Below are 21,844 nucleotides of genomic sequence, written 5' to 3' on the forward strand. Positions count from 1 at the left end.
CGAGGCAATTGAAAAACTTGATTGGTATGCCATGCGCTGGAAAATCGAGACGTTCCACAAAATTCTGAAATCTGGGTGCAACGCGGAGGAGTCTCGACTGCGCACGGCGGAACGGCTTGCCAACCTGATCTCTGTTTTCTGCATCATCAGTTGGCGCATTTTCTGGCTGACGATGCTAAACCGCACATGTCCAGATGCCGAAGCAAAAATGGCGCTGACGCCTGCGGAAATTGACCTCCTCAACTGCTTGGTAAAAGACAGCAAGAGATCCCGCGAGCAGCTTCCCCTTTCACGTTATCTCGAAAAAATTGCACAACTTGGGGGCTACCTCGCACGCTCCAACGACTCCCCACCAGGAAACATCGTCATGTGGCGAGGCATGCGTCGCCTTGCGGATATGCAGCTGGGCTTCAATCTCGCATCCGAAAGATATGGGTAATCGGAAGCTTCCCAACGCCGTCTGGACTGCCTGACCACCGTCATCCATGATCGAATCATGGCACAACATTTGTGCCCACAAATTATGATTATGGACACAAATTTTCAACCGACCATTTCCACGAATACGCGCGGCCATTATCGGCAGCACTCGTTGGAGTTCAAGTGCGCGTTGGTGGCGTTGTCGCTCGAACCTGGCGTCTCGGTCGCTCGCATCGCGCGCGAACACAGGGCCAACGCCAATCAGGTATTCAGCTGGCGCAGCCTCTATCAACAAGGATGCCTCGGCGTGCCTGAGTTGATGCGCGACGATGCCCTCTTGCCGGTGGTGCTGGCGCCCACTGCGCCGGCGCCGGGCAACGCCACCATCAATGTGAGCGGGACGATCATGCTTGAGCTGGGCCAGGTCCGCGAGCGCATCGAAGGCCAGCCCGACGCGGCCGCGCTGGCGCAGGTGCTCGATCGGGTGCTGCGATGATCGGCCTGCCGGCCGGGATCCACATCATCAGGTGCCGCTCTTGGTCTGACATGAGTTCGGTATAGCCGTAGTAGACAGCGTCCTCGCCGAAGTCAGGCGGTACGAGGGCTGTTTTCTACCTCATCGTGACAAATATGAACTTCGCACCCGCCATATCGACCATATTTTTTAGTGATCATTGGTAGCACGTGGTGCGCCGCCATGAAATTGTCGCTGCATCAAAACTTTAGCCGCCGCGAGGGCATCGTTCACCTTTGCAGCGACATCCGGAGTGACGCCCGTGCCCTCCCAGTTTGTATGGGTAATTGAGCTGATCGGGCGCTTGCTTGGGATAAAGATAGCAAAATGCTCGCTGAGACGATATGGGCGCGAAGCGTTGGCGCCGCCCCAAGTGCGTTCCCCGATCACCTTGGCGCGTTTCAGCGCCTGCATTTGGTACGCGAATGATTCGGCGGCGGACTTCGTATCGGGGCCGGCCAAGATGAGGACCGGCTTCTTGCCCCCATAGCGTTTGCCGTCGAGCTTATCCTGCGTCCAATACTGCGTGGTGATACCGGTCGCACGTTCCCAGATGTCGTTGAGGCGGGTGCGCCCGTCAACAAGATAGCTGATCAGTAGCGCCACTGAGTCTTCCCCGCCACCGCCGTTGTTGCGCAGATCGATGATGAGGCCATCGGTGTTAGCGAGTTTATTCATCGCTGCGGCGAACTTGTCGGATACGAGGAAAACCGGCCCGAATGAGGAAATCTCCAGGTAGCCGATATTGGGACTAAGGTGATCAACCTTTTCCACGCCAAGGTTTGATGTAAGAACCCTTTCAAGCACGGCAGGCGGCACTTGTTTTTCCCATTCCGCCCGCGTCTGTGGTGGTGGCATTGCATCATCGGGAGGCACCGGGTGGGCACTGACATCGATGAACACATGCTTGTCGTGGATAACGCCATCAATGTCATCGAATAGCTGTTTGGCGAGTTGTTGACCGTCCGTGACCCTATCGTACTTGCCCTCCCGCTGATGCTGGCGCAAGACAACTTCGACTTGTTTGGCTTTGTCTGGAAAAACGTAGTGGGCATTGAGCTTGGCAATCAGCGTATCGATGACCTCCAACCGGACTGCCCGATTGACCTCCACTGTCGGCGCCACCGGGGGTGTAGCTGCGATTGCCCCTGTCACGGTCAGCAATAACAAAGCCAGGGAAACTATCCATTGATTTTTCATTATTTTCCTTTTTTTCAATATGCTTAAATGATTAACTGCAAACTGAACCAACAAATCCGCCGTCGTCACGAAGGCGGCCAATCGGCAGGGAGGCTTTAACATCCCTGCTACATCTGGCGGAACTGCTTGGTAAATCCCTCACTAACGGTCAAGCGTTCGGTCCGACCTTTCAGGATGACCTCCAGCCCAGGGCCGCTGCGCACCCCGGATTCACTGCGTTCAATCCGGTCAATGGCCTGCAGATTGACGACGGCACTGCGGTGGATTTGCGTGAACAACTGCGGGTCCAGTTGCTCAAGCAGGGACTTGAGAGGCAACCGAATCAGCGAATCGCCGTTGTCCGTCACCACCCGCGTGTACTTTTCGTTCGACTGGAAGTACAGCACTTCGCTCACCATCACCAGCCGCACCGAATTGCCGCTTGAGGCCTTGATCCACTTGAGGTACACCGGTGCGCTCTCCTGTTCAAAGAGCTGTTCCCACACTGCCGGCGGCGGGCTTGCGGCCGTGCGCGACTTCAGACGACGGATCGTCTGCAGCAGGCGTGAGGTCGTCACCGGCTTGACCAGATAATCGGACGCGCCGGTATCGAAAGCGGCCAAGGCATAGTCCGCATACGCTGTAACGAACACTACCTGGCACGACTCGGGAATATGGCGCGCCACCTCCATACCGTTCAGGCCGGGCATCTGTATGTCCAGGAATACGATGTCCGGTTTCAGTACGTCGATGCATGCCACCGCGTCGATGCCGTTTTCGACCTGGCCGGCGATTTGCAGTTCGGGCCACAAGGCATGCAGCTGGTCCACCAGCTCCGCCCTTAGCAGAGGCTCGTCCTCGACGATCAGAGCGCTTGGCATCAGGCGTGGCTCCCGACAATAGGCACCGTCAACACTGCGCATACGCCTTGTCCGTCGCCCGGCTCCACAAAAAGGCTGGCCTTCTTCCCGTATAGCAGCAGCAAGCGCTCTGTAATATTCGCCAACCCCGTGCCTTGCCCGGATTGTTCGGTCAAGCCGACCCCGTCGTCGACAACAGACACGATTAGCAGCTCGCCCGTCCCGCCGCTTTCGTGCCTTGCGCTGATGGTGATCAGGCCTGGTCGGCTGGCCCGCTCCAAACCGTGTTTGACGGCGTTCTCCACAAGCGAGATCAGCATCGCCGGCGGGAATGGCAGGCTGCGCAATCCCTCGGCCACTTCGACAGCGTAGCGTAGGCGCGTGCCCATGCGGATGCGCATCACCGCCAGGTAGTCGCTAACAAGATCCATTTCTCGTCCCAAGGTCGAGGACACCGAGCGCATATCGGGCATCGCGTTTTGCAGGTAGCCGACCAGATGGTCGAGCATCTCTTGTGCGGCCCGCTGGTCGGTGCGGATCAGGTACTTTAGATTTGCCAGGGTATTGAACAGGAAGTGCGGCTCTACCTGGGCCTGCAAGGCTGAAAGGCGCGCCTGCAGAGAGGTGCGTTCCAGCTCGCGCTCACGCCGAGCCGCATTTAGCGCGCTTGCATGGCGCGCGAGGTGCTGGTGCAGTTGGGTAGACACCATCTCGGCAGTCTTTAGCGACTCACCCTGCTGGATCGCTAACCAAGCCAAGCCCGGTCGGCAGCGCAGCTCAATGTGGCAACTGGGGCCCAAATCGGACGATATTCTCACCTCGACATGGCGCCCCAGCGCCAAGGGGCGCCAGCGACCCAGCACGATCCGGCCCTTGAACGGGTCATGGAAGAAAGCAGGCGGACCGGAGTAGCCAAGTGCCGTGCCGAGCGCCAGCCCCGACAAGGACTCGGTGCACAGGTCAAAGGTGGTGTAGGGATTGAACGGCGCATGGATGTGACGCGTAACCAAGGAAGCCATCGCCTCGGCACTCAGCGCCTTGCCCTCTTCGCCCAGCCGCGCAAGAAAGTTGCGAGCGATCCCATTAGACATCAGCGCGAGCCAGACCAGCACCGCCACTACAACGCCGCCGACAATGTACGGAGTCAGCTTGCGGGTCTCCATTTCGCCCGGCGCGGCCGGGGTGTGGTTCAGCCAGAGCGGCAGCAGCGCGATCGCCAGCGACAGGAACAAGAGTGAACCGGCGTTTAAGCGCAGCGCCGACTGCAGCAAGTAGCGGCGCACAAGGTGGCGGTCGTGCTTGACTTCCGATACGGGAGGCGCGTTGAATGGCAAAAATGGGGGAGAACTCATTAGATTCCTCGTGTTGAACTCGCCCCCCATTCTAGCGGCACGGATGCCCGTGTCTTCTCCCATGCGACGAATGCCTGCAAATCGCGGAGGAAACCGGCGCTGGCGGGATGGACGCCGCCGATAGAGTCGCTGCCCGGGCTTAGCGATTTAGAAGGACATATGCATGAACCCAGATGGGTGGAGCGGCACAACAGGGATATCGATGGCGGCATCAAGGGTAATGGATGGGCTGCTTGCCTTGCGCTTGAGGTCTTCCCCGTCGAGCAGCTTCAAACGCAAAGCGTCGCGACGGTCGCGGGCTTCCTTGAGGCCGATAAGCGGATACGGGCCAATCACGGCAGTTTGCTGCTTGCCCTGGTCCTTGCGATAGGCCATGCGCCAAACCATGTTTCCGCTTGGCAGGACTGCCAGCATCAGGCCGTGGCCATCGAAGAGCTTGCGCAGCTTGCCATCGTTTGGCGTTGCGCGGCGGCAGTCTGCGTCGGTAAGCGTATTGATGGCCATGCGATATCTTGCAGGTACGATTTTGAGAAAAACCGCATCATACCTACAATTTAGCCTACGCGTCATTCTGCGAGAGGGTTTTTGGATACCGCCGAATCTGCAATTCGGAAGGCTAAAAATCAAGCTAAGTCGTTGATTTTCAATGAAATTCGGTGGAATATAGGTTGAGTATACTCACGAATTTTTTATGTACTTGGCGGAAGCGGTGAGATTCGAACTCACGAACAGTTTAACCCGTCGCTAGTTTTCAAGACTAGTGCCTTCAACCACTCGGCCACGCTTCCAGATGGCAGCATTATACATAAAGCGGACTGGCTTACCAATGGGCAGCGGTGGCTGGAGTGTCTGGGGTGCATTTTAGGATGCCGTCAGCGCAAGCTACAGGCCCCAGTTTTCCCGCAGCGCTCTTTCAAACTCCGCCGCCGGTAGCGGGCGCGAGAACAAATAGCCTTGCACTTCGTCGCAGCCAGAGCTCTTCAGGAAGGCCAGCTGCTCCGCCGTTTCCACGCCTTCGGCGATCACTTTATGGTGCAGCTGCTGGGCAATGCTGATGATGGTGCTGGCGATGGCGCAGTCGCTGGCGTCCGTGGGGATGCCGGTGGTGAAGGAACGGTCGATTTTTAAGGTGTCGATGGGGAAACGCTTGAGGTACGACAGACTGGAATAACCGGTGCCAAAGTCGTCCAGCGACAAGGCTACGCCCAGCGCCGTGATGCGGTCCATGATGCCGATCACGCGCTCGATGTTGTGCATCAGGGTGCTTTCCGTGATTTCCAGTTCCAGCCAGGCCGCTTCCAGGCCGTAGCGGGCCAGGGTGGCCGCCACCCTGGCGGGCAGGGCCGAAGTAAATTCGCGCGCGGAAACGTTGACGGCCAGACGGATGGGAGGCAGGCCGGCCAGTTTCCACGCCTGCGCCTGGGCGCAAGCCGCTTCCAGGACCCATTCGCCCACCTGCACCACCAGGCCCGTCGATTCGGCCAGGGGAATAAACTCGGCGGGCGGGATCATGCCGTGCTGCGGGTGGTGCCAGCGCACCAGGGCTTCGGCGCCGATGATGCGGCCGCTGCCCAAGGCGTATTTCGGCTGGTAGTGCAGCAGCAATTGCTGTTCCGATAACGCCTGGCGCAAGCCTGTTTCCAGGCGCATGCGTGCCTGCATGCCCAAGTTCATGTCCTGGCTGTAGAAGGCCACGCTTTCCGCTTCACCGCCGCTGTCCTGTTTGGCGCGGTACATGGCGATGTCGGCCAGGCGCAGCAGGGTTTCCGCGTCCTGCCCATCTTGCGGATACACGCTGATGCCGATGCTGGCGCCCACGCGCAAGTCGTGGCCTTCGATCAGGAACGGTTGCACCAGGGAAGCGAGCAGCTTTTGCGCCACCATGCTGGCTTCGAAATGCTGGCCGATGTCGAACAGGCCAACGGCGAACTCGTCGCCGCCCAGGCGAGCCACCAGGTCCTGGTCGCGCAATACCTTGCGGAAACGCAGCGAGACCTGGCGCAGCAATTCGTCGCCGATGCGCCGGCCCAGGGTGTCGTTGATCAGCTTAAAACGGTTCAGGTCGATGAACAGCACGCAACCGAGCATCTTGCTGCGCTGCGCCACGCTCAGGGCCTGGTCGACCAGCTTGGCCAGCAAGGTGCGGTTGGGCAGGCTGGTCAGCGGGTCGTAATACGCCAGGTGATGCAGGCGCTCTTCGGCCAGCTTGCGTTCCGTGATGTCCGTCAGGTAGGCGATGAGTCCAATGGGCTTGTCGTCCATGTCTTGCAGCGGCGACAAGGACAGGCTGGCCCAGAAGATCTCGCCTGACTTCTTTCGGCGGCGTACCTCCATCAGGCGTCCGCCCTGCTCCAGGAAGGCGTCGTGGAAACCTGTGTCTTCATCGTCGTACAGGAACAAAATATTACGCCCCACGGCTTCCACCGAGGTATAGCCGAACAGGCGCTCAGCACCCTTGTTCCAGCTGGTGATGTAGCCCGTCAAGTCCATCGTCAGCACGGATTCGTGCAACTGGTCGAGGATTTGCGTCTGCTGCGCCAACAAGGCTTCGACTTGCGCAAAAGCATGGGGCGAGCGTTGCGCCAGCGAATGCACCTGCAGCACGCCGGCCGTCAGCGAAGCCAGGCTGGCCAGGTGGCGGCGGTCGGCGTCGTTGTACAGGCTGCGTCCCGCCACACAGTAATGGCCGAAGCAATGGCCGTCAAAACTGATTTCCTGCAGCAAGGCCGGCGTATCGCTGGAAAAAATCGCAGACGATGCAGCGCCATCGGCGCTAGCTATCGGCAGAAACTGGCCATGCGGGCTGGCCATCACGGCGCTGGCAATACGGCCCAGTTCGGCCACCAGCGCGGGGCCACGCAAACGCACGACGGCATCGCACAGGGCGGCGCTGTCACCGAGGTAATCCGACAACGGCAGCAAGGTCATGCTACAGGTTCCGGCTGACCTGGATGGCCCATTGGTAGGCCTGTAACAGGCTGCGCCAATAGGTTTCTCCATCGATGCCGGCACGGCGCAAGCCTTCGGGCGGCGGCATGGCGCTTTCGACCAGCGCCAGCAAGGTGCCCAGCTCGCCATTGCGCTCCAGCAAGGCGGCGCTGACTTCGGGCGCCAGGTTCAGGGTCGCAATGATGTCCGGCATGGGCATGCCCAGCAGGACGTCGAGCAGGGAAAACACGCCCGCCATGAAGGCCAGGTCTTGCGCGTCGCGGTCGCCGCCGCGCAACTGGCACAGCGCTTCCATCTGCGCCGCGCGCACGGCCGCCAGCGGCAGCAGCGCGTGGATCTTGCCATCGTCTTGCTGCCGCGCATACAGCAGCAATTGCAGCCAGCGCTGCAGCTGGCGCCGGCCCAGCAGGGTGATGGCCTGGCTGAAGCTGGTAATCGGCGCCGTGAAACCGAAGGCGGCTGAATTGACCAGTTTCAATAAATGATAGCTGAGCGATGGATCTTGCTTGAGCGGCACTTCCAGCTCGTGCGCGTCGGCATCGCGGGCCAACAGGCCCAGCAGCGCCAGCAGGCGCTTGCGCGAGGTGGCGTCTTCCGGCTCGCTTTGCTGGCGCGCATGGTGCAGGGCGTAATCGCCGGCAAACCAGCTCACGCCCAGCGCTTGCAAGGCAGCAAACTGCTCGGCGTCGACGATGTTGTAGGCCAGGTGCGGCCCCGGCAAGGGCAGTAGCTGATGCAGGGCCGGGCGTGTGCCCGCCGCATCAAAACTCAGCGCGCGCGCTTCAACCTGCGCCGCCACCACGGGACCGGCATCCGCGCCATCGAGCAGGATGCGATAGCCGGCGTCGCGCCATTGCTGGCATTTTTTCTGGATTTGCTTGTCGCCGGCAAGCTGGGCCGGCAAACGGAAAATGGTGCGTTGCGGCGCCAGTTGCGCCAGCACGGCCTCGTCCACGCCATGCGGGTCGGCCAGGGGAATGATGCAGTCGAGCGGCGCCAGGAAGGCATACGCATCGGCGACGGCCAGCGCCGCCAGCAACGGCGCCGTCGAGGCCTGCGGTACATGCAAGGTGACAGCGACCCACTCGTTATGAGCATTGGCCACTGCTTGTAATCCCACCAACGGAAACAGGTTTGATTCAGACGCGGACATCGGTATCTCAGTGTGGGTAGGGCGCCATAGTAAATAAACTGACCAGCATTGGCAACCTTGGCCCGACAGGGATGCCCTCGACAGCGAGAATCATTCTATCCGAATCTCACTCTTGAAACAGTTTAATTTTGGCAATAAATATTCAAAAAAAACATTCCCCCGGGAGACCCGCCTGTCATGCGGGTTTGAAAAAACCGTCGTGATGCCAGCATGGTTCAGGCGCCGCCGCCATGTGCATGCTCGACCGCATATTTGATCAATTCGGCCTGCCCTTCGATACCCAACTTGCGCTTGATGTTGAGCCGGTGCGTCTCCACCGTGCGCACGCTCAGGTCCAGGTCGCGGGCGATCTGCTTGTTCGATTGGCCCGCCGCGATGTGCTGCAGCACTTGCTGCTCGCGCGTGGTGAGGAAGGAATCGTGCACTTGCGGGCGTGACAATTGCCGTGCCAGCGCCGCGCTGTAATAAATGCCGCCCGACATCACCGTCTCGATGGCGAAGACGATATCTTTCCCTGGGGCATCTTTGAGCACATAACCGCGCGCGCCGGCAGCGATGGCTTGCGACACATATTCAAGCTTGTCGTGCATGGACAGGATCAGCACGGCAATCTGCGGAAACGCCTGTTTGAACAGCGCCGTTGCTTCAATACCATTCGTGCCGCGCATATTGATATCCATCAACACGAGGTCCACCTGGTGCGTGCGCGCCTGGGCCAACGCCTCGTCGGCGCCGCCCGCCTCGGCCACCACGTCGAAATGCGCCACCGCTTCCAGGCGCGCGCGCAAGCCGTCGCGTACGAGGGGATGGTCGTCCACCAGCAGGATATTGATCTTCTCGGTCATGTCTGTGGATCTATCAGTGTGTAGGTGGAAGGCCGAGCCGCGCCAGCACCAGGGTGCCGGCCGGCGAAGAAGTGATGTGCAGGCTGCCGCCGATGGCTTCCATGCGTTCCGTCATGTTGCGCAGGCCGATGCCGCGCTGTGGGTGCAGGGCGATGCCGTCGAAATCGAAGCCGCCGCCATTATCCTGGATACGCAATTCCACCGCCTTGCCCGCCTCGTGCAGGCTCACTTCCACAGCGCTGGCGTGGGCATGGCGCTCGCAATTGGTCAGTGCTTCCTGGGCGATGCGGAACAGCACGGTATTTACCATGTCGGGCAAGCCTTCGCCCGCCGCCGCCGGGCTGGCCGTGAAACTGGCTTGCGCGCTGCTGCTGTCATTGAATTCATGCACCAGGTGGTCGAGCGCGGCGGCCAGGCCCAGGTCGTCGAGAATGGCCGGGCGCAGGTTGTGCGAAATGCGCCGTACCTCGCCCAGTACTTTGTTCAGCTGCTCGGCGGCCCGCTCGAACGTGGCGGGCGCCTTGTCTTTCTGTTCGGCATTGCCGGCCAGGCGCGCGATGCCCGCCTCGATCTGCAGCTTGATCGAGACCAGCCACTGGCTGATGCCGTCATGCAAGTCGCGCGACAGCCGTGCCCGCTCTTCCTCCTGCGACTCGACCACCCGCTGCGCCAGCACCTTCAGCTTGGCGTCGGCCACGCGCAATTCGCGCAGGTTCAGCGCCAGGCCGCAGGCGGCTACCAGCAGGGAGCCGAGGATGGCGATGGCGGCGATCAGCTCCATGGTCGAGCGGATATTGCGCGACTGCTGGGCGTCAACCTTGGCCAGCGCCTGGTCCACGTCATCCATGTAGATGCCCGTGCCCATCATCCAACCCCATTCCGGCATCAATATCACATAGCCGAGCTTGGGCGCGGACTTGTTCGTCGACGGCTTGATCCAGTTGTAGCGCTCGAAGCCGCCGCCGCTCTTCGCCCGCTGCATCAGGCGCTGGATGGTCAGATTGCCGTCCGCGTCGCGCAACTCCCACAAATTCTGCCCCACCAGCTCAGGCTGGCGCGGATGCATCAGCGACTTGCCCCGCAAATCATAGATGAAGAAATAGCCATCGTCGCCATAGCTGAGGGCGGACAGGATGCGCTTGGCTTCCTCTTGCGTGGCGGCATCCTTGCGCCCCGACTGGTACAGGGAGGCGATGGAATGGCTGGCCAGGGTCACGTAATGCTTGAGTTCGGCTTCCTTGCTGGCCAGATACGCCTGCTGAATGGTGGCGCGCTGCTGCTCGGCCAGGGTGATGGCCTGGTGCCGCACGGCAAATGCAATGGCGCACAGGGCGAGTATGAGCGGCGTGATGGCCAGGAAGATGACTTTCTGTCTGAGTTTCATGGCCTTGCGCGCTCCGGCGGCGTCGATGCTGGTGGGAATGCGTGATTTTACGTCGCGGCGCGGCGATAGCCCTGCGTAGTAATACTGAGCGTTACTGCGTAGTCGTGCGCTTGCGGCAATTATACGATTCCTGAATACTCGCCATAAGCTGCAACTACAGCAAAAGTAACATCAAACTGGCGACGACCAGGACCCGCAGCACACATCATCGCACGGCACAGCGCCCGTCAATCTCTGGAGGAAGCATGAACCGCATTTTCAAACAGCTCGGCTGGGCAGCGCTTGCGCTGGCCGGCGCCGGGTCCCTGGGCGTCGTCGCCCTGCAACGTGGCGAGCCGATCAGCGCTATCTGGATCGTCATCGCCGCCGTCTGCGTCTACCTGATCGCCTACCGTTTCTACAGCCTGTTCATCGCCGACAAGGTGCTGGGCCTGGATCCGCGCCGCATGACGCCCGCCTTCAAGCACAACGATGGCCTCGACCACGTGCCGACTAACAAATACGTGCTGTTCGGCCACCATTTCGCGGCGATTGCCGGCGCCGGCCCTCTGGTCGGCCCCGTGCTGGCCGCGCAGATGGGCTATTTGCCCGGCATGCTGTGGATACTGGCGGGTGTCGTGTTTGCCGGCGCCGTGCAGGATTTCATCGTGCTGTTCATTTCCATGCGCCGCGATGGCCGCTCCTTGGGCGACCTGATCAAGGCTGAACTGGGCGAAATTCCCGGCATGATCGCCCTCCTGGGTTGCTTCATGATCATGGTCATCATCCTGGCCGTGCTGGCATTGATCGTCGTCAAGGCGCTGACCGGCTCCCCATGGGGCAGCTTCACCGTGATGGCGACGATTCCCATCGCGCTGTTCATGGGCGTGTATTCGCGCTTCATCCGCGTCGGTCGCATTGGCGAAATCTCCATCATCGGCTTTGTACTGCTGATGCTAGCCATCATCGGCGGTCAATACGTGCAGGAACACGCGGTGCTGGGCCAGATGTTCACGTTCACGGGCACGGAACTGACGTGGATGCTGATCGGCTACGGTTTCATCGCTTCCGTGCTGCCCGTGTGGCTGCTGCTGGCGCCGCGCGACTACCTGTCCACTTTCCTGAAAATCGGCACGATCCTGGGCTTGGCCATCGGCATCATCGTCGTCGCGCCTTACCTGAAAATGCCGGCCATGACGAAGTTCATCGACGGCTCCGGCCCGGTCTGGTCGGGCAATCTGTTCCCCTTCCTGTTCATCACCATCGCTTGCGGCGCCGTCTCCGGTTTCCACGCGCTGATTTCCTCTGGCACCACGCCGAAGATGATTGAAAACGAAAGCCACGCCCGCTTCATCGGCTATGGCGCCATGCTGATGGAATCGTTTGTTGCCATCATGGCCCTGGTGGCCGCCTCGACCATCGAGCCTGGCATCTATTTCGCCATGAACAGCCCGGCCGCACTGATCGGCACCACGGCCGAGTCCGCCGCACAAGCGATCTCGCAGTGGGGCTTCTACGTGACACCGGAAATGCTGACGCAAACGGCCAAGGACGTTGGCGAGCACAGCATCATCTCGCGCGCGGGCGGCGCACCGACCCTGGCGGTCGGCATGGCGCAGATTCTCTCCGGCGCCATCGGCGGCAAGGCCATGATGGCCTTCTGGTACCACTTCGCTATTTTGTTCGAAGCGCTGTTCATTCTGACGGCCGTCGATGCAGGCACGCGTGCCGGTCGCTTCATGCTGCAAGACTTGCTGGGCAGCTTCGTCCCAAGCTTGAAAAAGACGGAAAACGTCATCGCCAACCTGCTGGCCACGGGCCTGTGCGTGGCGGCCTGGGGCTATTTCCTGTACCAGGGCGTGGTCGATCCATTGGGCGGCATCAACACCTTGTGGCCGCTGTTCGGCATCGCCAACCAGATGCTGGCGGCGATTGCGCTGATCCTCGGCACCTGCGTGCTGTTCAAGATGAAAAAGGGCCGGTATGCGTGGGTCACCATCACGCCGACCATCTGGCTGCTGCTGTGTACCCTGACGGCTGGCTGGCAAAAGATTTTCGATGCCAACCCGCGCGTGGGCTTCCTGGCGCACGCCAAGAAATATTCGGCGGCGCTCGATGAAGGCACCTTGCTGGCGCCGGCCAAGTCGGTGGCGCAGATGCAGCAGATCATCTTCAACGATTACCTGGACGCCGGTCTGGCCGCCTTCTTCGTCATCGTTGTGATCAGCGTGCTGTTCTTCGGCATCCGCACCGTCATGAAGGCGCGCGCCGACAGCCGTCCAAGCACCAAGGAAACGCCGTTCCAGGCCATGCCCACGGTGCAATGATGATAGACGAAATCATCAAGGCTGGACGGTATCTGGGGCAAAGCATGCGGCTCATGTGCGGCTTGCCCGAGTACGACACCTACGTGGCGCACCGGGAAGTGACCCATCCCGGCGAGCCGATGATGACGTATGAAGAGTTCTTCCGCGAACGGCAGGAAGCCCGCTACGGCGGCGCAGGCAAACGCGGTGGCTGCTGTTAAGACACCGGACCAAACCTACTGCGCGTCGGTATAGGCGGCTTGCGATGCTCACCGTGCTCAAGCACGGTTGCGCTTCTCGGCCGCCTCTCCCTTCCGCTCGCGACGGTTTTGTCCGGCGTCTTGAACTAAAAAAATTTCGGTGGTGGTTCTTTGGAACCGCCCTCCGTTGTTTCATCTCGTATAAGTTCCCCTCCCCTCTCCTCCCTTAGACCCACATCAACATCGTGAAGTGTCTTCACGTCTATATTTTTCCAATAGGCATTAAAAAACAGTCTATGGGCCGACCGGAGAAGCGCCGCAACCATGTTCAATTTCCAACGCTCCAGCATCAGCCAGAAACTGACCATGATTTCGGTGCTGTCGTCGGGCTGCGCGCTGTTGCTGGTGTTCGTGGCGTTCGCCGTGACGTCTGTGCTCAGCCACAAGAACGATGAAGGCAAGCAACTGCTGTCGCTGGCGGGCGTGATCGGTGCGGCCAGCGCGGTGCCTTTGCTGGTGGGCAAACCTGCCCAGGCGCAGGCGCAGGCGCAACAGGTGCTGGCATCGCTGGCCGCGCGCGACGAGATCGCCCAGGCGGCCTTGTTCGACCGGGGCGGGCGCCTGTTCGCCCTGTACCGCGCGCCGCAGCACGCGGACGGCCTGGCTACGCCGGAAGATATGGACCCTGCCTTGCTGGCCGACATAGCCGTGCAGCCCGTCACGCAAGGCGCGGGCACGACCTTGGCGCCCGCCATGCGTTTGTACCGTCCCGTCTACCGGCCAGGCGAGGCGCAACAGATCATCGGCGCCGTGCTGATCGAAGCGGACCTGAACCACATGTGGCGCGACATCGGCCGCCACGTGGGCGCCATCGGCGGTGCCACCGTGCTGTCTTTTCTGGTAGCCGTGTTCCTCGCGCGGCGTTTCAAGAGCGTGATCGCCGAACCGATCACCAAGCTGATTGATACAGCGCAAAAAGTGTCGAGCAGCCAGACCTACAGCCACCGCATCGCGCACCAGCGCAGCGATGAGCTGGGCGTGCTGATCGACAGTTTCAACGACATGCTGGCGCAGATCGACAGCCGCGACAGCACCCTGGCCAATTACCGCGACCAGCTCGAACGCCAGGTGGGCGTGCGCACGGCGCAGTTGGAAAAGGCCAAGGATGCTGCCGAGGCGGCCAGTCACGCGAAGAGCGCCTTCCTCGCCACCATGAGCCATGAAATCCGCACGCCCATGAATGGCGTGCTGGGCATGACGGAACTGCTGCTGGCCAGCCCTTTGAGCCCGCAGCAGCGCCACTACACGAGCATGGTGCAGCGCTCGGGACAGAATTTGCTGGTGATCATCAACGACATCCTCGACTTTTCCAAGATCGAGGCGGGCAAGCTGAGCGTGGAATACATCCGCTTCAATTTCCGCGAATTGCTCGACGATATAGAACACGTGTTCGCGCCGCAGGCGGAGGCGAAAAATATCAGCCTGGAATTCGATATCGCGTTTGACATTCCCATCGCCATCTGTGGCGACCCGAACCGTTTGCGCCAGATCATCGTCAATCTGCTGGGCAATGCCATCAAGTTCACAGAAACCGGCAAAGTCACCGTCAAAGTGGCCGTGTGCAGCGAAGATACGCCCAGCGTGGGCTTGCGCTTCGAGGTGCACGATACGGGTATCGGCGTCTCAAACGAGGCGCAGACGCGCATCTTCGAATCGTTCTCGCAGGCGGATGGCTCGACCACGCGCAAGCACGGCGGCACGGGCCTGGGACTGACGATCTCGAAACAACTGGTGGAACTGATGGGCGGCACTATCGGCGTTGATAATGCTTTAACGCAAGGATCGATCTTCTGGTTCGAAGTAAATTTCGATAAGCGGCGCGTCGACAGCGACGACCCGTCCTTCAACCTGAAAACCACGCGAGGGTTACGCGCCTTGATCGTCGACCACACACCCGCAACGCGCGCCGTGCTGGAACGGCAGCTGGCCAGCTGGCACATCGTCAGCGACAGCGCCGGCACGGCCAGCGACTGCCTGGGCAAGCTGCGCGCAGCCGCGCAGGCGGGCACACCGTATGGCGTGGCCCTGCTCGACATGGAATTGCCGCGCACCAGCGGCCTGGCCCTGGCCGCCAACATCAAGAGCGACCCGCTGCTGGCCGATCTCAAGCTTCTGCTGCTGAGCACGGAGCAGGCGGCCGCCGACCCCATGCAGCGGCGCGAGGCGGGCGTGGCCTTCCAGCTGATCAAGCCGGCGCGCGAATGCGACCTGTTCGACTGCATCGTCACGCCGCCGCGCGCCAGCGAGGGCATGCGCATCCACCCGCCACACGCGGCGCGCCAGGTGGGACGGCGCCAGCGCCGCCGCGTGCTGCTGGCCGAGGACAATCCCGTCAACGTGGAAGTGGCGCTGGCCATGCTCGATAGCCTGGGCCTGGACGTGGTGTGTGCGCGCAACGGCGAAGAAGCCTTGCAAGCGGCGCAGGCCGAGGATTTCGATTTGATACTGATGGACTGCCAGATGCCCGTGATGGATGGCTTTGCCGCCACGGCGGAAATCCGCCGTCATGAACAGCAGTGCGGCCATGCGCGCGTACTGCCCATCGTTGCCATCACGGCCAATGCGTTGCAGGGCGACCGCGAAGCGTGCCTGGCGGCCGGCATGGACGATTACCTGAGTAAACCTTTTACGCAGCAAGACCTGGGCCACACGATAGCGCGCTGGATCACCCTGCCGCGCGCAGCCACCGTCCACCACAGCGAGGCGCAGGAGGCATCGCCGGAGGTGCCTCCGCCTGCACCCGCCTCCCCGCCAGCCGGCCAGCCGCTGAACCGGCAGGCGCTAGAAAACATCCGCGCCCTGTCGCGCGCCGATGGCGATGCGCTGCTCGAGCGGGTCATCCTCGCTTTTACCAGCGAGACGCCGCGCCAATTGATCGCCATGCGCGTAGCGATCGCCGGTGCGGATACGGAAGCGCTGCGCAAGGTGGCCCACAGCCTCAAGTCGGGCAGCGCCAACGTGGGCGCCGATGGCCTGGCGCAGCTATGCAAGGAAATGGAAAAACTGGGCCGCGCCGGCAGTACCGAGGGCGCGACTATCCTGCTGCAGCAGATGCAGCAAGCCTTCCTGGCCGTACGCGAATCGCTGAGCGCCATCCTCGTGAAGGAACACTGACATGACAGCGCCCCTCCCTCCCTCACGCGGCCTGGTGCTGGTCGCCGACGACGATCCCGTGATGCGCCTGCTGATGCGGCAAATGCTCACGCAGGTGGGCCTGGACGTGATCGAGGCCGAGGACGGCGTGCAGGCGCTGGCCAGCTACAAACACAGCGGGCCGGACCTGGTCATGCTCGACGTCGACATGCCGGCCCTGGACGGCTTTGCCGTATGCCGCGAAATCCGTCTCCAGGAAGTGGGCGGCACCGTGCCCATCATCATGGTCACGGGCGACGACGAGCTGGAAGCGGTCACGCGTGCCTACGAGGTGGGCGCCACGGATTTCATTTCCAAGCCCATCAACTGGCCCATCCTGGGCCATCGCGCGCTGTACGTGCTGCGCGCCAGCGACGCCATCGCCCGCCTGCGCATCGCCGACGCGCACAACCGCGCCGTGCTGGCCGCCATCCCCGACACCTTCTTTCGCCTGAACCGCGAGGGCTTTTATCTCGACTATGAACAGGGGCACGACGCCAGCGCGGGCTTTTCCATCAGCGACTGCGTGGGCAGCCACATCGGCGACGTGCTGCCGTCCGAAATCGCCGCGCGCCTGTTGGACAAGGCGCACGCCGTGCTGGCTACGCAGCACATCGGCTCGGTCGACTACACGCTCAAGCACGAAAATAGCACGCGCCATTTCGAAGCGCGCCTGGTGGCAACCGGGGCCGACGAGGTGCTGGGCTTGGTGCGCGACATCAGCGAGCGCAAGCGTACGGAAGAGCAGATCCGCCGCCTCGCCTACTGCGACAGCCTGACGGGCATCCCCAACCGGCAAGCGTTCCTGGAAACGCTGGAACGCGAACTGCTGCGCTCGAAAGAGCACGACAAGAAATTCGCCGTGCTGTTCATGGACCTCGATGCCTTCAAACGCATCAACGACACCCTGGGCCACGATGTGGGCGACCACCTGCTCAAGGTGGTGTCAGAGCGCCTGCGCGAAACCATCCGCCCCAGCGACCTGGTGCTGCGCGCCGAACACGAGTTTGAGGCCACGTCCGGCGGCAGCAACCTGGCGCGCCTGGGCGGCGACGAATTCACGATTTTGATTCCCGACCTGGAGCGGGTGGAAGATGCGCTCAACGTGGCGCACCGCGTCAAGGAAGCCATGCGGCGGCCCTTCATGACCGAGGGACACGAGATTTTCGTCACGGCCAGCATCGGCATCTCGCTGTATCCGGAAGATGGCGAGGATTGCAATTCGCTGTTGAAATATGCGGACACGGCCATGTACCACGCGAAGAACTGCGGCAAGAACAACGCCAAGCTCTACAGTTCATCGCTGACGATGGAAATCATGAGCCACGTGAAGATGGAAGTGGGGCTGCGCAAGGCCTTGCAAAACAACGAGCTGTACTTGCTGTACCAGCCGCAGATCGACGTGCCCAGCACGCAGATCGTGGGCGTGGAAGCGCTGGTGCGCTGGCGCCATCCCGAGCGCGGCATCATTTCGCCCACGGAATTCATCCCGCTGGCCGAAGAGACGGGGCTGATTGTGCCCATCGGCGAATGGGTGCTGCGCACGGCCTGCAACCAGGCCAAGGCCTGGCAAAGCGATGGCGGGCGGGCCATCCGCATGGCGGTGAACCTGTCGGCGAAGCAATTCAAGGATGAAAATCTGATGCAGATCGTGCTCTCGGCCCTGGCCGACACGGGCCTGGACGCGCGCCTGCTGGAGCTGGAATTGACGGAGGGAACGTTGATGGACGATGCGCGTGCCACCATGGTGACCCTGGAGCAATTGCGCGGCATCGGCGTGTACCTGTCGATCGACGACTTCGGCACGGGCTACTCGTCGATGAACTACCTGAAACGCTTCGACGTACGGGCCTTAAAAATCGACAAGAGTTTTATCGCCGGCTTGCCGCAGGATACGGAAAACGCGGCCATCACGCGCGCCATCATCGCCATGGCGCATGGATTGAAGATGGTGGTGGTGGCCGAGGGCGTGGAGACGGACGAGCAATTGCTGATGCTGGAAGAATACGGCTGCGACATGGCGCAAGGCTATTTCCTGGGCCACCCGTCGCCGCACGACACGATCACCGCCATGCTGGCTCGGCAGGCCGAGCGGCTGGCCAGCCTGGAAACTAGAGCACTTCGAAGGCAAGGATTTGCGTGACTTGCTGCGCGTTGAAATTATCGTCGGAAATCATTACCAGGCTGCGGTGGCCGTTTTCCAGGCGCGGACCCCAGCTGATGCCTTCGATATTGTCGATTCTTTCAAGACCGATCTTTTCCAGGTCCAGCAGCAATCGCTTGCGCGCCGGCACATAGGCCGCGCCCGCCAGGGCCGCGATGGACTGGATATCGGTGGCGCCCTCCGTTTCCATCGCGTAGATGCGCACGTGATTCGTATACACGCCATCGGCGTGTTCCACGCCGGCCCGCTCCACCACCAGCAGCTGATGGTCATTCACGGCGAGGATTTCCGACACGCCATTGTCCGCTTCACGTCCCGGCGCGGGCCGTGACGCCACTGGCTCGATAGCATACGCGTACTGGCGCAGCACCTTGCCCGCGCGGTCCAGGCGCGTGATCCGCACCACGGAGCCGTGATCGGGCGTGGCCAGCGGGCCATCCTGGTACAGGGCCGCTTCCATGCCCAGCCACAGGCTCTTGCCATCCGACGAGAAAGACAGTGCCTCGAAGCTCATGTTGTTGCGCGAAGCAATTTCTTCCTTCGAAACATTGAACATGGCGGGCGTGGGCAAGGTGGCCAGATAACGCCCGTCGCGGTCCGCGTGGCGCACGAAGGGGTGCAAGCCCACCTTGCGGTTGCCTTCGCTGCCGTACCACAGGCTGCCGTCCTGCGGATCGACGCGGATGGTTTCGATGTCGGGCACCTGGTCGCCACTGTCGAGCTTTGCATGCGCCAGGTTCGGATAGCGGCTGCCGTCGGGCTGCGTGAAAAAATGCACGCTGCTCAGGGTCACGCCCGTAAACGCCTTGCTGTCGTAGGCCAGGGTGGCGCGGTAGAAGCGGGCCGGATTGATTGCCGAGCGGTCATCGCTTTCCATCACCCAGCTGTTGCTGTCCGCCGCGTAATCGATGCCGGACAAGCCGCCCACCGTGGTGCCCTCGAACGCGTGCTTGAGCGCGATGCGCTGCTCGCCGATCAGGCGCAGGCCGGCAATCGGCGCGTCGTGAGGGAAGCTGGCACAGGCCGAGAGGAGGATGGCAACGGACGCCAGGGCAAGCGCGGCGCGCGCGCGGCGTAACAATGGAGGCATGATCGGTATCAAATCGGTATCAAATAAGTCAGCAGGGCGTGGCTTACACCACGCCATCGGTCTTGAGCCGCGCGATGGCGGCCGCATCATAGCCGAGCGACGCCAGCACTTCATCGTTGTGCTGGCCCAGGGTCGGCCCCAGCCACTGGGTCTTGCCCGGCGTGGCGGACAGTTTCGGGCTGATGGCGGGCAATTTGACGGGCGTGCCGTCGGCGAAATGGTGTTGTTCGAACATATTGCGGGCGAGAAACTGGGGATCGCTCAGCATGTCGCGCACGGAGTAAATTTTTCCGGACGGCACGTCGGCCGCCTTCAGCACGGCCAGCGCGCTGTTGATCGTGTGGGTAGCGCACCAGGCGCCGATGGCGTCGTCGATTTCCTGCGTGCGCGCCACGCGGCCATCGTTGCGTGCCAGTTGCGGGTCGCCCGCCATGTCGATGCGGCCCATGGCCAGCATCAAGCGCTTGAAGATGGCGTCGCCGTTGCCGGCGATCACAATGTTTTCGCCGTCGCCCGTGGTGTAGGTGTTCGACGGCACGATGCCGGGCAAGGAACCGCCCGTGCGCTCGCGCACCACGCCGGCCTGGTCGTATTCGGGCACCAGCGATTCCATCAGGTTGAACACGGATTCGTACAGGGCCACGTCGACCATCTGGCCTTCACCGGAAGCCACCCCGCCGGTCACGTCGCGGTGGCGCAAGGCCATCATGGCGCCGATCACGCCGTGCAGCGCCGCCACCGAGTCGCCGATCGACACGCCCACGCGCACCGGCGGGCGGTCGGCAAAGCCGGACACATAGCGCAAGCCGCCCATGGATTCGCCGATGGCGCCGAAACCCGGCAAGTCCTTCATCGGGCCCGTCTGGCCAAAGCCGGACAGGCGCACCATGATGAGGGACGGCTTGATTTGCTTGAGCTGCTCATAGCCGAGGTCCCACTTTTCCAGCACGCCGGGGCGGTAGTTCTCGATGATGATGTCCGCTTCCAGGGCCAGCTGGCGCGCGATGGCCCGGCCTTCCGGCGCTTTCAAGTTCAAGGTCAGACTCTTCTTGTTGCGCGCCTGCACCGACCACCACAGCGAGGTGCCATCTTTCAGCACGCGCCAGGTACGGATGGGGTCGCCGCCATCGGGCGACTCGATCTTGATCACGTCGGCACCGAATTCGGCCAGCATGCGGGCACAGAACGGCCCCGCGATCAGGGTGCCCAGTTCCAGCACTTTAATGCCTTGCAGTGGACCGGTGGTCGCGGAGGATTCTGTCATGTTATGGTCAGGTTGCCCTGCGGTCGAGCATCGCGCGGGCGATGGTGCCCGCGTCGACGTATTCCAGTTCGCCGCCCACGGGCACGCCGCGGGCCAAACGGCTCACGCGCAAGCCCCGCGCCTTCAGCATTTCGCTGATGTAGTGGGCCGTCGCTTCGCCTTCATTCGTAAAATTGGTGGCCAGCACCACTTCACCGACCACGCCATCGTTGGCGCGGCCCAGCAATTTTTCAAGGTGGATATCTTTCGGACCGATGCCGTCCAGCGGAGAGAGTCGCCCCATGAGCACGAAATACAGGCCCTTGTAGGTGAGCGTCTGCTCGATCATCAACTGGTCGGCGGGCGTTTCCACCACGCACAGCAAGCGCTTGTCGCGCTCTTCGTCGAGACAAGTCTCGCACACTTCATGTTCGGTAAAGGTATTGCACAGGCCGCAGTGATGGACGGCATCGACGGCCTGGAACAGGGCGCGCGACAGCATGGCCGCGCCTTCCCTATCGTGCTGCAACAAATGAAATGCCATCCGCTGCGCCGACTTGGGGCCGACGCCGGGCAGGCGCCGCAGCGCCTCGGTCAAAAATTCAAGCGACTTGGACATGGATCAACCCTGCCCCGTGCCATAGATCGAGCGCATGCGGTAGTGCATCAGAATGGCATTTTGAAGCCGGCTGGCAAGTTCATGCCGCCGGTCAAGCCTGCCATTTTTTCAGCGGACGTCGCTTCCGCCTTGCGCACGGCGTCGTTGAAGGCGGCAGCCACCAAGTCTTCCAGCATATCCTTGTCGTCGGCCAGCAGCGACGGGTCGATGGACACGCGCTTGACGTCGTTCTTGCACGTCATGACGATTTTCACCAGGCCGGCGCCGGACTGGCCTTCCACTTCCACCAGCGCCAGTTGTTCCTGGGCCTTTTTCATGTTGTCTTGCATTGCTTGCGCCTGCTTCATCAGGCCAGCCAGTTGATTTTTCATCATAAGAATGCTCCGTTCAATTCA

18 protein-coding genes and 1 tRNA gene are annotated in these 21,844 nt (G+C 61.7%); 6 read left to right on the plus strand and 13 right to left on the minus strand.

Annotated features, from left to right (window positions below):
* Both ACQ4W7_RS27750 and ACQ4W7_RS27755 read left to right on the plus strand, forming a co-directional pair.
* Nucleotides 1-439, plus strand: a 439-nt coding sequence (locus ACQ4W7_RS27750) for an IS4 family transposase (protein WP_436534909.1), incomplete at its 5' end; no start/stop codon positions are given.
* Between the two features lie 57 nt (nucleotides 440-496).
* On the plus strand, nucleotides 497-916 hold the full coding sequence (locus ACQ4W7_RS27755) for a transposase (protein ID WP_436534911.1): 420 nt from the start codon (nucleotides 497-499) through the stop codon (nucleotides 914-916).
* Between the two features lie 168 nt (nucleotides 917-1,084).
* Here the strand turns inward: ACQ4W7_RS27755 and ACQ4W7_RS27760 are convergent, their stop codons facing one another.
* The 9 genes from ACQ4W7_RS27760 to ACQ4W7_RS27800 form a co-directional block, all read right to left on the minus strand.
* On the minus strand, nucleotides 1,085-2,134 hold the full coding sequence (locus ACQ4W7_RS27760; protein WP_436534913.1) for a S41 family peptidase: 1,050 nt from the start codon (nucleotides 2,132-2,134) through the stop codon (nucleotides 1,085-1,087).
* Between the two features lie 107 nt (nucleotides 2,135-2,241).
* Nucleotides 2,242-2,994, minus strand: coding sequence for a LytR/AlgR family response regulator transcription factor (locus ACQ4W7_RS27765; protein ID WP_436534915.1), 753 nt, complete (start codon nucleotides 2,992-2,994; stop codon nucleotides 2,242-2,244).
* Nucleotides 2,994-4,325: a sensor histidine kinase gene (locus ACQ4W7_RS27770; RefSeq protein ID WP_436534917.1), complete on the minus strand. Its 1,332-nt coding sequence runs from the start codon at nucleotides 4,323-4,325 to the stop codon at nucleotides 2,994-2,996. The genes ACQ4W7_RS27765 and ACQ4W7_RS27770 overlap by 1 nt, the downstream gene beginning before the upstream one ends.
* 147 nt (nucleotides 4,326-4,472) lie before the next feature.
* Nucleotides 4,473-4,829: an Arm DNA-binding domain-containing protein gene (locus ACQ4W7_RS27775; protein WP_436534919.1), complete on the minus strand. Its 357-nt coding sequence runs from the start codon at nucleotides 4,827-4,829 to the stop codon at nucleotides 4,473-4,475.
* Nucleotides 4,830-5,023: 194 nt separating this feature from the next.
* Nucleotides 5,024-5,113: transfer RNA gene (locus ACQ4W7_RS27780), tRNA-Ser, on the minus strand.
* A gap of 94 nt (nucleotides 5,114-5,207) precedes the next feature.
* On the minus strand, nucleotides 5,208-7,253 hold the full coding sequence (locus ACQ4W7_RS27785) for a putative bifunctional diguanylate cyclase/phosphodiesterase (protein ID WP_436534921.1): 2,046 nt from the start codon (nucleotides 7,251-7,253) through the stop codon (nucleotides 5,208-5,210).
* 1 nt (nucleotide 7,254) lies between these two features.
* Entirely contained in the window at nucleotides 7,255-8,427 is a 1,173-nt protein-coding gene (locus tag ACQ4W7_RS27790) for an EAL and HDOD domain-containing protein (protein WP_436534923.1), read from the minus strand.
* A gap of 215 nt (nucleotides 8,428-8,642) precedes the next feature.
* Nucleotides 8,643-9,272 (minus strand): response regulator transcription factor, encoded by a 630-nt coding sequence (locus ACQ4W7_RS27795; protein WP_426075035.1) that lies wholly within the window; start codon nucleotides 9,270-9,272, stop codon nucleotides 8,643-8,645.
* 13 nt (nucleotides 9,273-9,285) lie between these two features.
* Nucleotides 9,286-10,656, minus strand: coding sequence for a cache domain-containing protein (locus tag ACQ4W7_RS27800; RefSeq protein WP_436534925.1), 1,371 nt, complete (start codon nucleotides 10,654-10,656; stop codon nucleotides 9,286-9,288).
* Between the two features lie 245 nt (nucleotides 10,657-10,901).
* On the opposite strand from ACQ4W7_RS27800, the gene ACQ4W7_RS27805 reads away from it, so the two are divergent.
* From ACQ4W7_RS27805 to ACQ4W7_RS27820, 4 genes are all read left to right on the plus strand, one after another.
* Nucleotides 10,902-12,962, plus strand: coding sequence for a carbon starvation CstA family protein (locus ACQ4W7_RS27805; protein ID WP_436534927.1), 2,061 nt, complete (start codon nucleotides 10,902-10,904; stop codon nucleotides 12,960-12,962).
* Nucleotides 12,962-13,162 (plus strand): YbdD/YjiX family protein, encoded by a 201-nt coding sequence (locus tag ACQ4W7_RS27810; RefSeq protein WP_010396213.1) that lies wholly within the window; start codon nucleotides 12,962-12,964, stop codon nucleotides 13,160-13,162. Before ACQ4W7_RS27805 ends, ACQ4W7_RS27810 begins: the two co-directional genes overlap by 1 nt.
* 303 nt (nucleotides 13,163-13,465) lie before the next feature.
* The gene (locus ACQ4W7_RS27815; RefSeq protein WP_436534929.1) at nucleotides 13,466-16,315 is read left to right on the plus strand and encodes a response regulator; all 2,850 of its coding nucleotides are present in this window, start codon (nucleotides 13,466-13,468) and stop codon (nucleotides 16,313-16,315) included.
* 1 nt (nucleotide 16,316) lies between these two features.
* The gene (locus tag ACQ4W7_RS27820) at nucleotides 16,317-18,476 is read left to right on the plus strand and encodes a putative bifunctional diguanylate cyclase/phosphodiesterase (protein WP_436534931.1); all 2,160 of its coding nucleotides are present in this window, start codon (nucleotides 16,317-16,319) and stop codon (nucleotides 18,474-18,476) included.
* Here the strand turns inward: ACQ4W7_RS27820 and ACQ4W7_RS27825 are convergent.
* From ACQ4W7_RS27825 to ACQ4W7_RS27840, 4 genes are read right to left on the minus strand one after another with little or no spacing between them, the layout of a single operon-like run.
* Nucleotides 18,445-19,587 carry an esterase-like activity of phytase family protein gene (locus tag ACQ4W7_RS27825; RefSeq protein WP_436534933.1) on the minus strand — a complete coding sequence of 381 codons (1,143 nt, stop codon included), beginning with the start codon at nucleotides 19,585-19,587 and terminating at the stop codon, nucleotides 18,445-18,447. The genes ACQ4W7_RS27820 and ACQ4W7_RS27825 overlap by 32 nt on opposite strands.
* 43 nt (nucleotides 19,588-19,630) lie before the next feature.
* Nucleotides 19,631-20,851 carry a CaiB/BaiF CoA transferase family protein gene (locus ACQ4W7_RS27830; protein ID WP_426075028.1) on the minus strand — a complete coding sequence of 407 codons (1,221 nt, stop codon included), beginning with the start codon at nucleotides 20,849-20,851 and terminating at the stop codon, nucleotides 19,631-19,633.
* A gap of 7 nt (nucleotides 20,852-20,858) precedes the next feature.
* Nucleotides 20,859-21,449 (minus strand): recombination mediator RecR, encoded by a 591-nt coding sequence (gene recR, locus ACQ4W7_RS27835; protein ID WP_071078710.1) that lies wholly within the window; start codon nucleotides 21,447-21,449, stop codon nucleotides 20,859-20,861.
* Nucleotides 21,450-21,496: 47 nt separating this feature from the next.
* Complete coding sequence (locus ACQ4W7_RS27840; protein ID WP_034759121.1) at nucleotides 21,497-21,823, minus strand: YbaB/EbfC family nucleoid-associated protein; 327 nt, start codon at nucleotides 21,821-21,823, stop codon at nucleotides 21,497-21,499.
* Nucleotides 21,824-21,844: the final 21 nt, after the last annotated feature.

The sequence above is a fragment of the Janthinobacterium algoris genome (assembly GCF_051380935.1).
In the GTDB taxonomy this organism is placed as follows: Bacteria; Pseudomonadota; Gammaproteobacteria; order Burkholderiales; family Burkholderiaceae_D; genus Janthinobacterium.

Coding starts and splice junctions, on each gene's coding strand:
- recR (WP_071078710.1), bottom strand. CDS start 21,449: ATGTCCAAGTCGCTTGAATTTTTGACCGAGGCGCTGCGGCGCCTGCCC.
- ACQ4W7_RS27790 (WP_436534923.1), bottom strand. CDS start 8,427: ATGTCCGCGTCTGAATCAAACCTGTTTCCGTTGGTGGGATTACAAGCA.
- ACQ4W7_RS27795 (WP_426075035.1), bottom strand. CDS start 9,272: ATGACCGAGAAGATCAATATCCTGCTGGTGGACGACCATCCCCTCGTA.
- ACQ4W7_RS27775 (WP_436534919.1), bottom strand. CDS start 4,829: ATGGCCATCAATACGCTTACCGACGCAGACTGCCGCCGCGCAACGCCA.
- ACQ4W7_RS27805 (WP_436534927.1), top strand. CDS start 10,902: ATGAACCGCATTTTCAAACAGCTCGGCTGGGCAGCGCTTGCGCTGGCC.
- ACQ4W7_RS27810 (WP_010396213.1), top strand. CDS start 12,962: ATGATAGACGAAATCATCAAGGCTGGACGGTATCTGGGGCAAAGCATG.
- ACQ4W7_RS27770 (WP_436534917.1), bottom strand. CDS start 4,325: ATGAGTTCTCCCCCATTTTTGCCATTCAACGCGCCTCCCGTATCGGAA.
- ACQ4W7_RS27755 (WP_436534911.1), top strand. CDS start 497: ATGGCACAACATTTGTGCCCACAAATTATGATTATGGACACAAATTTT.
- ACQ4W7_RS27760 (WP_436534913.1), bottom strand. CDS start 2,134: ATGAAAAATCAATGGATAGTTTCCCTGGCTTTGTTATTGCTGACCGTG.
- ACQ4W7_RS27840 (WP_034759121.1), bottom strand. CDS start 21,823: ATGATGAAAAATCAACTGGCTGGCCTGATGAAGCAGGCGCAAGCAATG.
- ACQ4W7_RS27765 (WP_436534915.1), bottom strand. CDS start 2,994: ATGCCAAGCGCTCTGATCGTCGAGGACGAGCCTCTGCTAAGGGCGGAG.
- ACQ4W7_RS27785 (WP_436534921.1), bottom strand. CDS start 7,253: ATGACCTTGCTGCCGTTGTCGGATTACCTCGGTGACAGCGCCGCCCTG.
- ACQ4W7_RS27800 (WP_436534925.1), bottom strand. CDS start 10,656: ATGAAACTCAGACAGAAAGTCATCTTCCTGGCCATCACGCCGCTCATA.
- ACQ4W7_RS27830 (WP_426075028.1), bottom strand. CDS start 20,851: ATGACAGAATCCTCCGCGACCACCGGTCCACTGCAAGGCATTAAAGTG.
- ACQ4W7_RS27825 (WP_436534933.1), bottom strand. CDS start 19,587: ATGCCTCCATTGTTACGCCGCGCGCGCGCCGCGCTTGCCCTGGCGTCC.
- ACQ4W7_RS27815 (WP_436534929.1), top strand. CDS start 13,466: ATGTTCAATTTCCAACGCTCCAGCATCAGCCAGAAACTGACCATGATT.
- ACQ4W7_RS27820 (WP_436534931.1), top strand. CDS start 16,317: ATGACAGCGCCCCTCCCTCCCTCACGCGGCCTGGTGCTGGTCGCCGAC.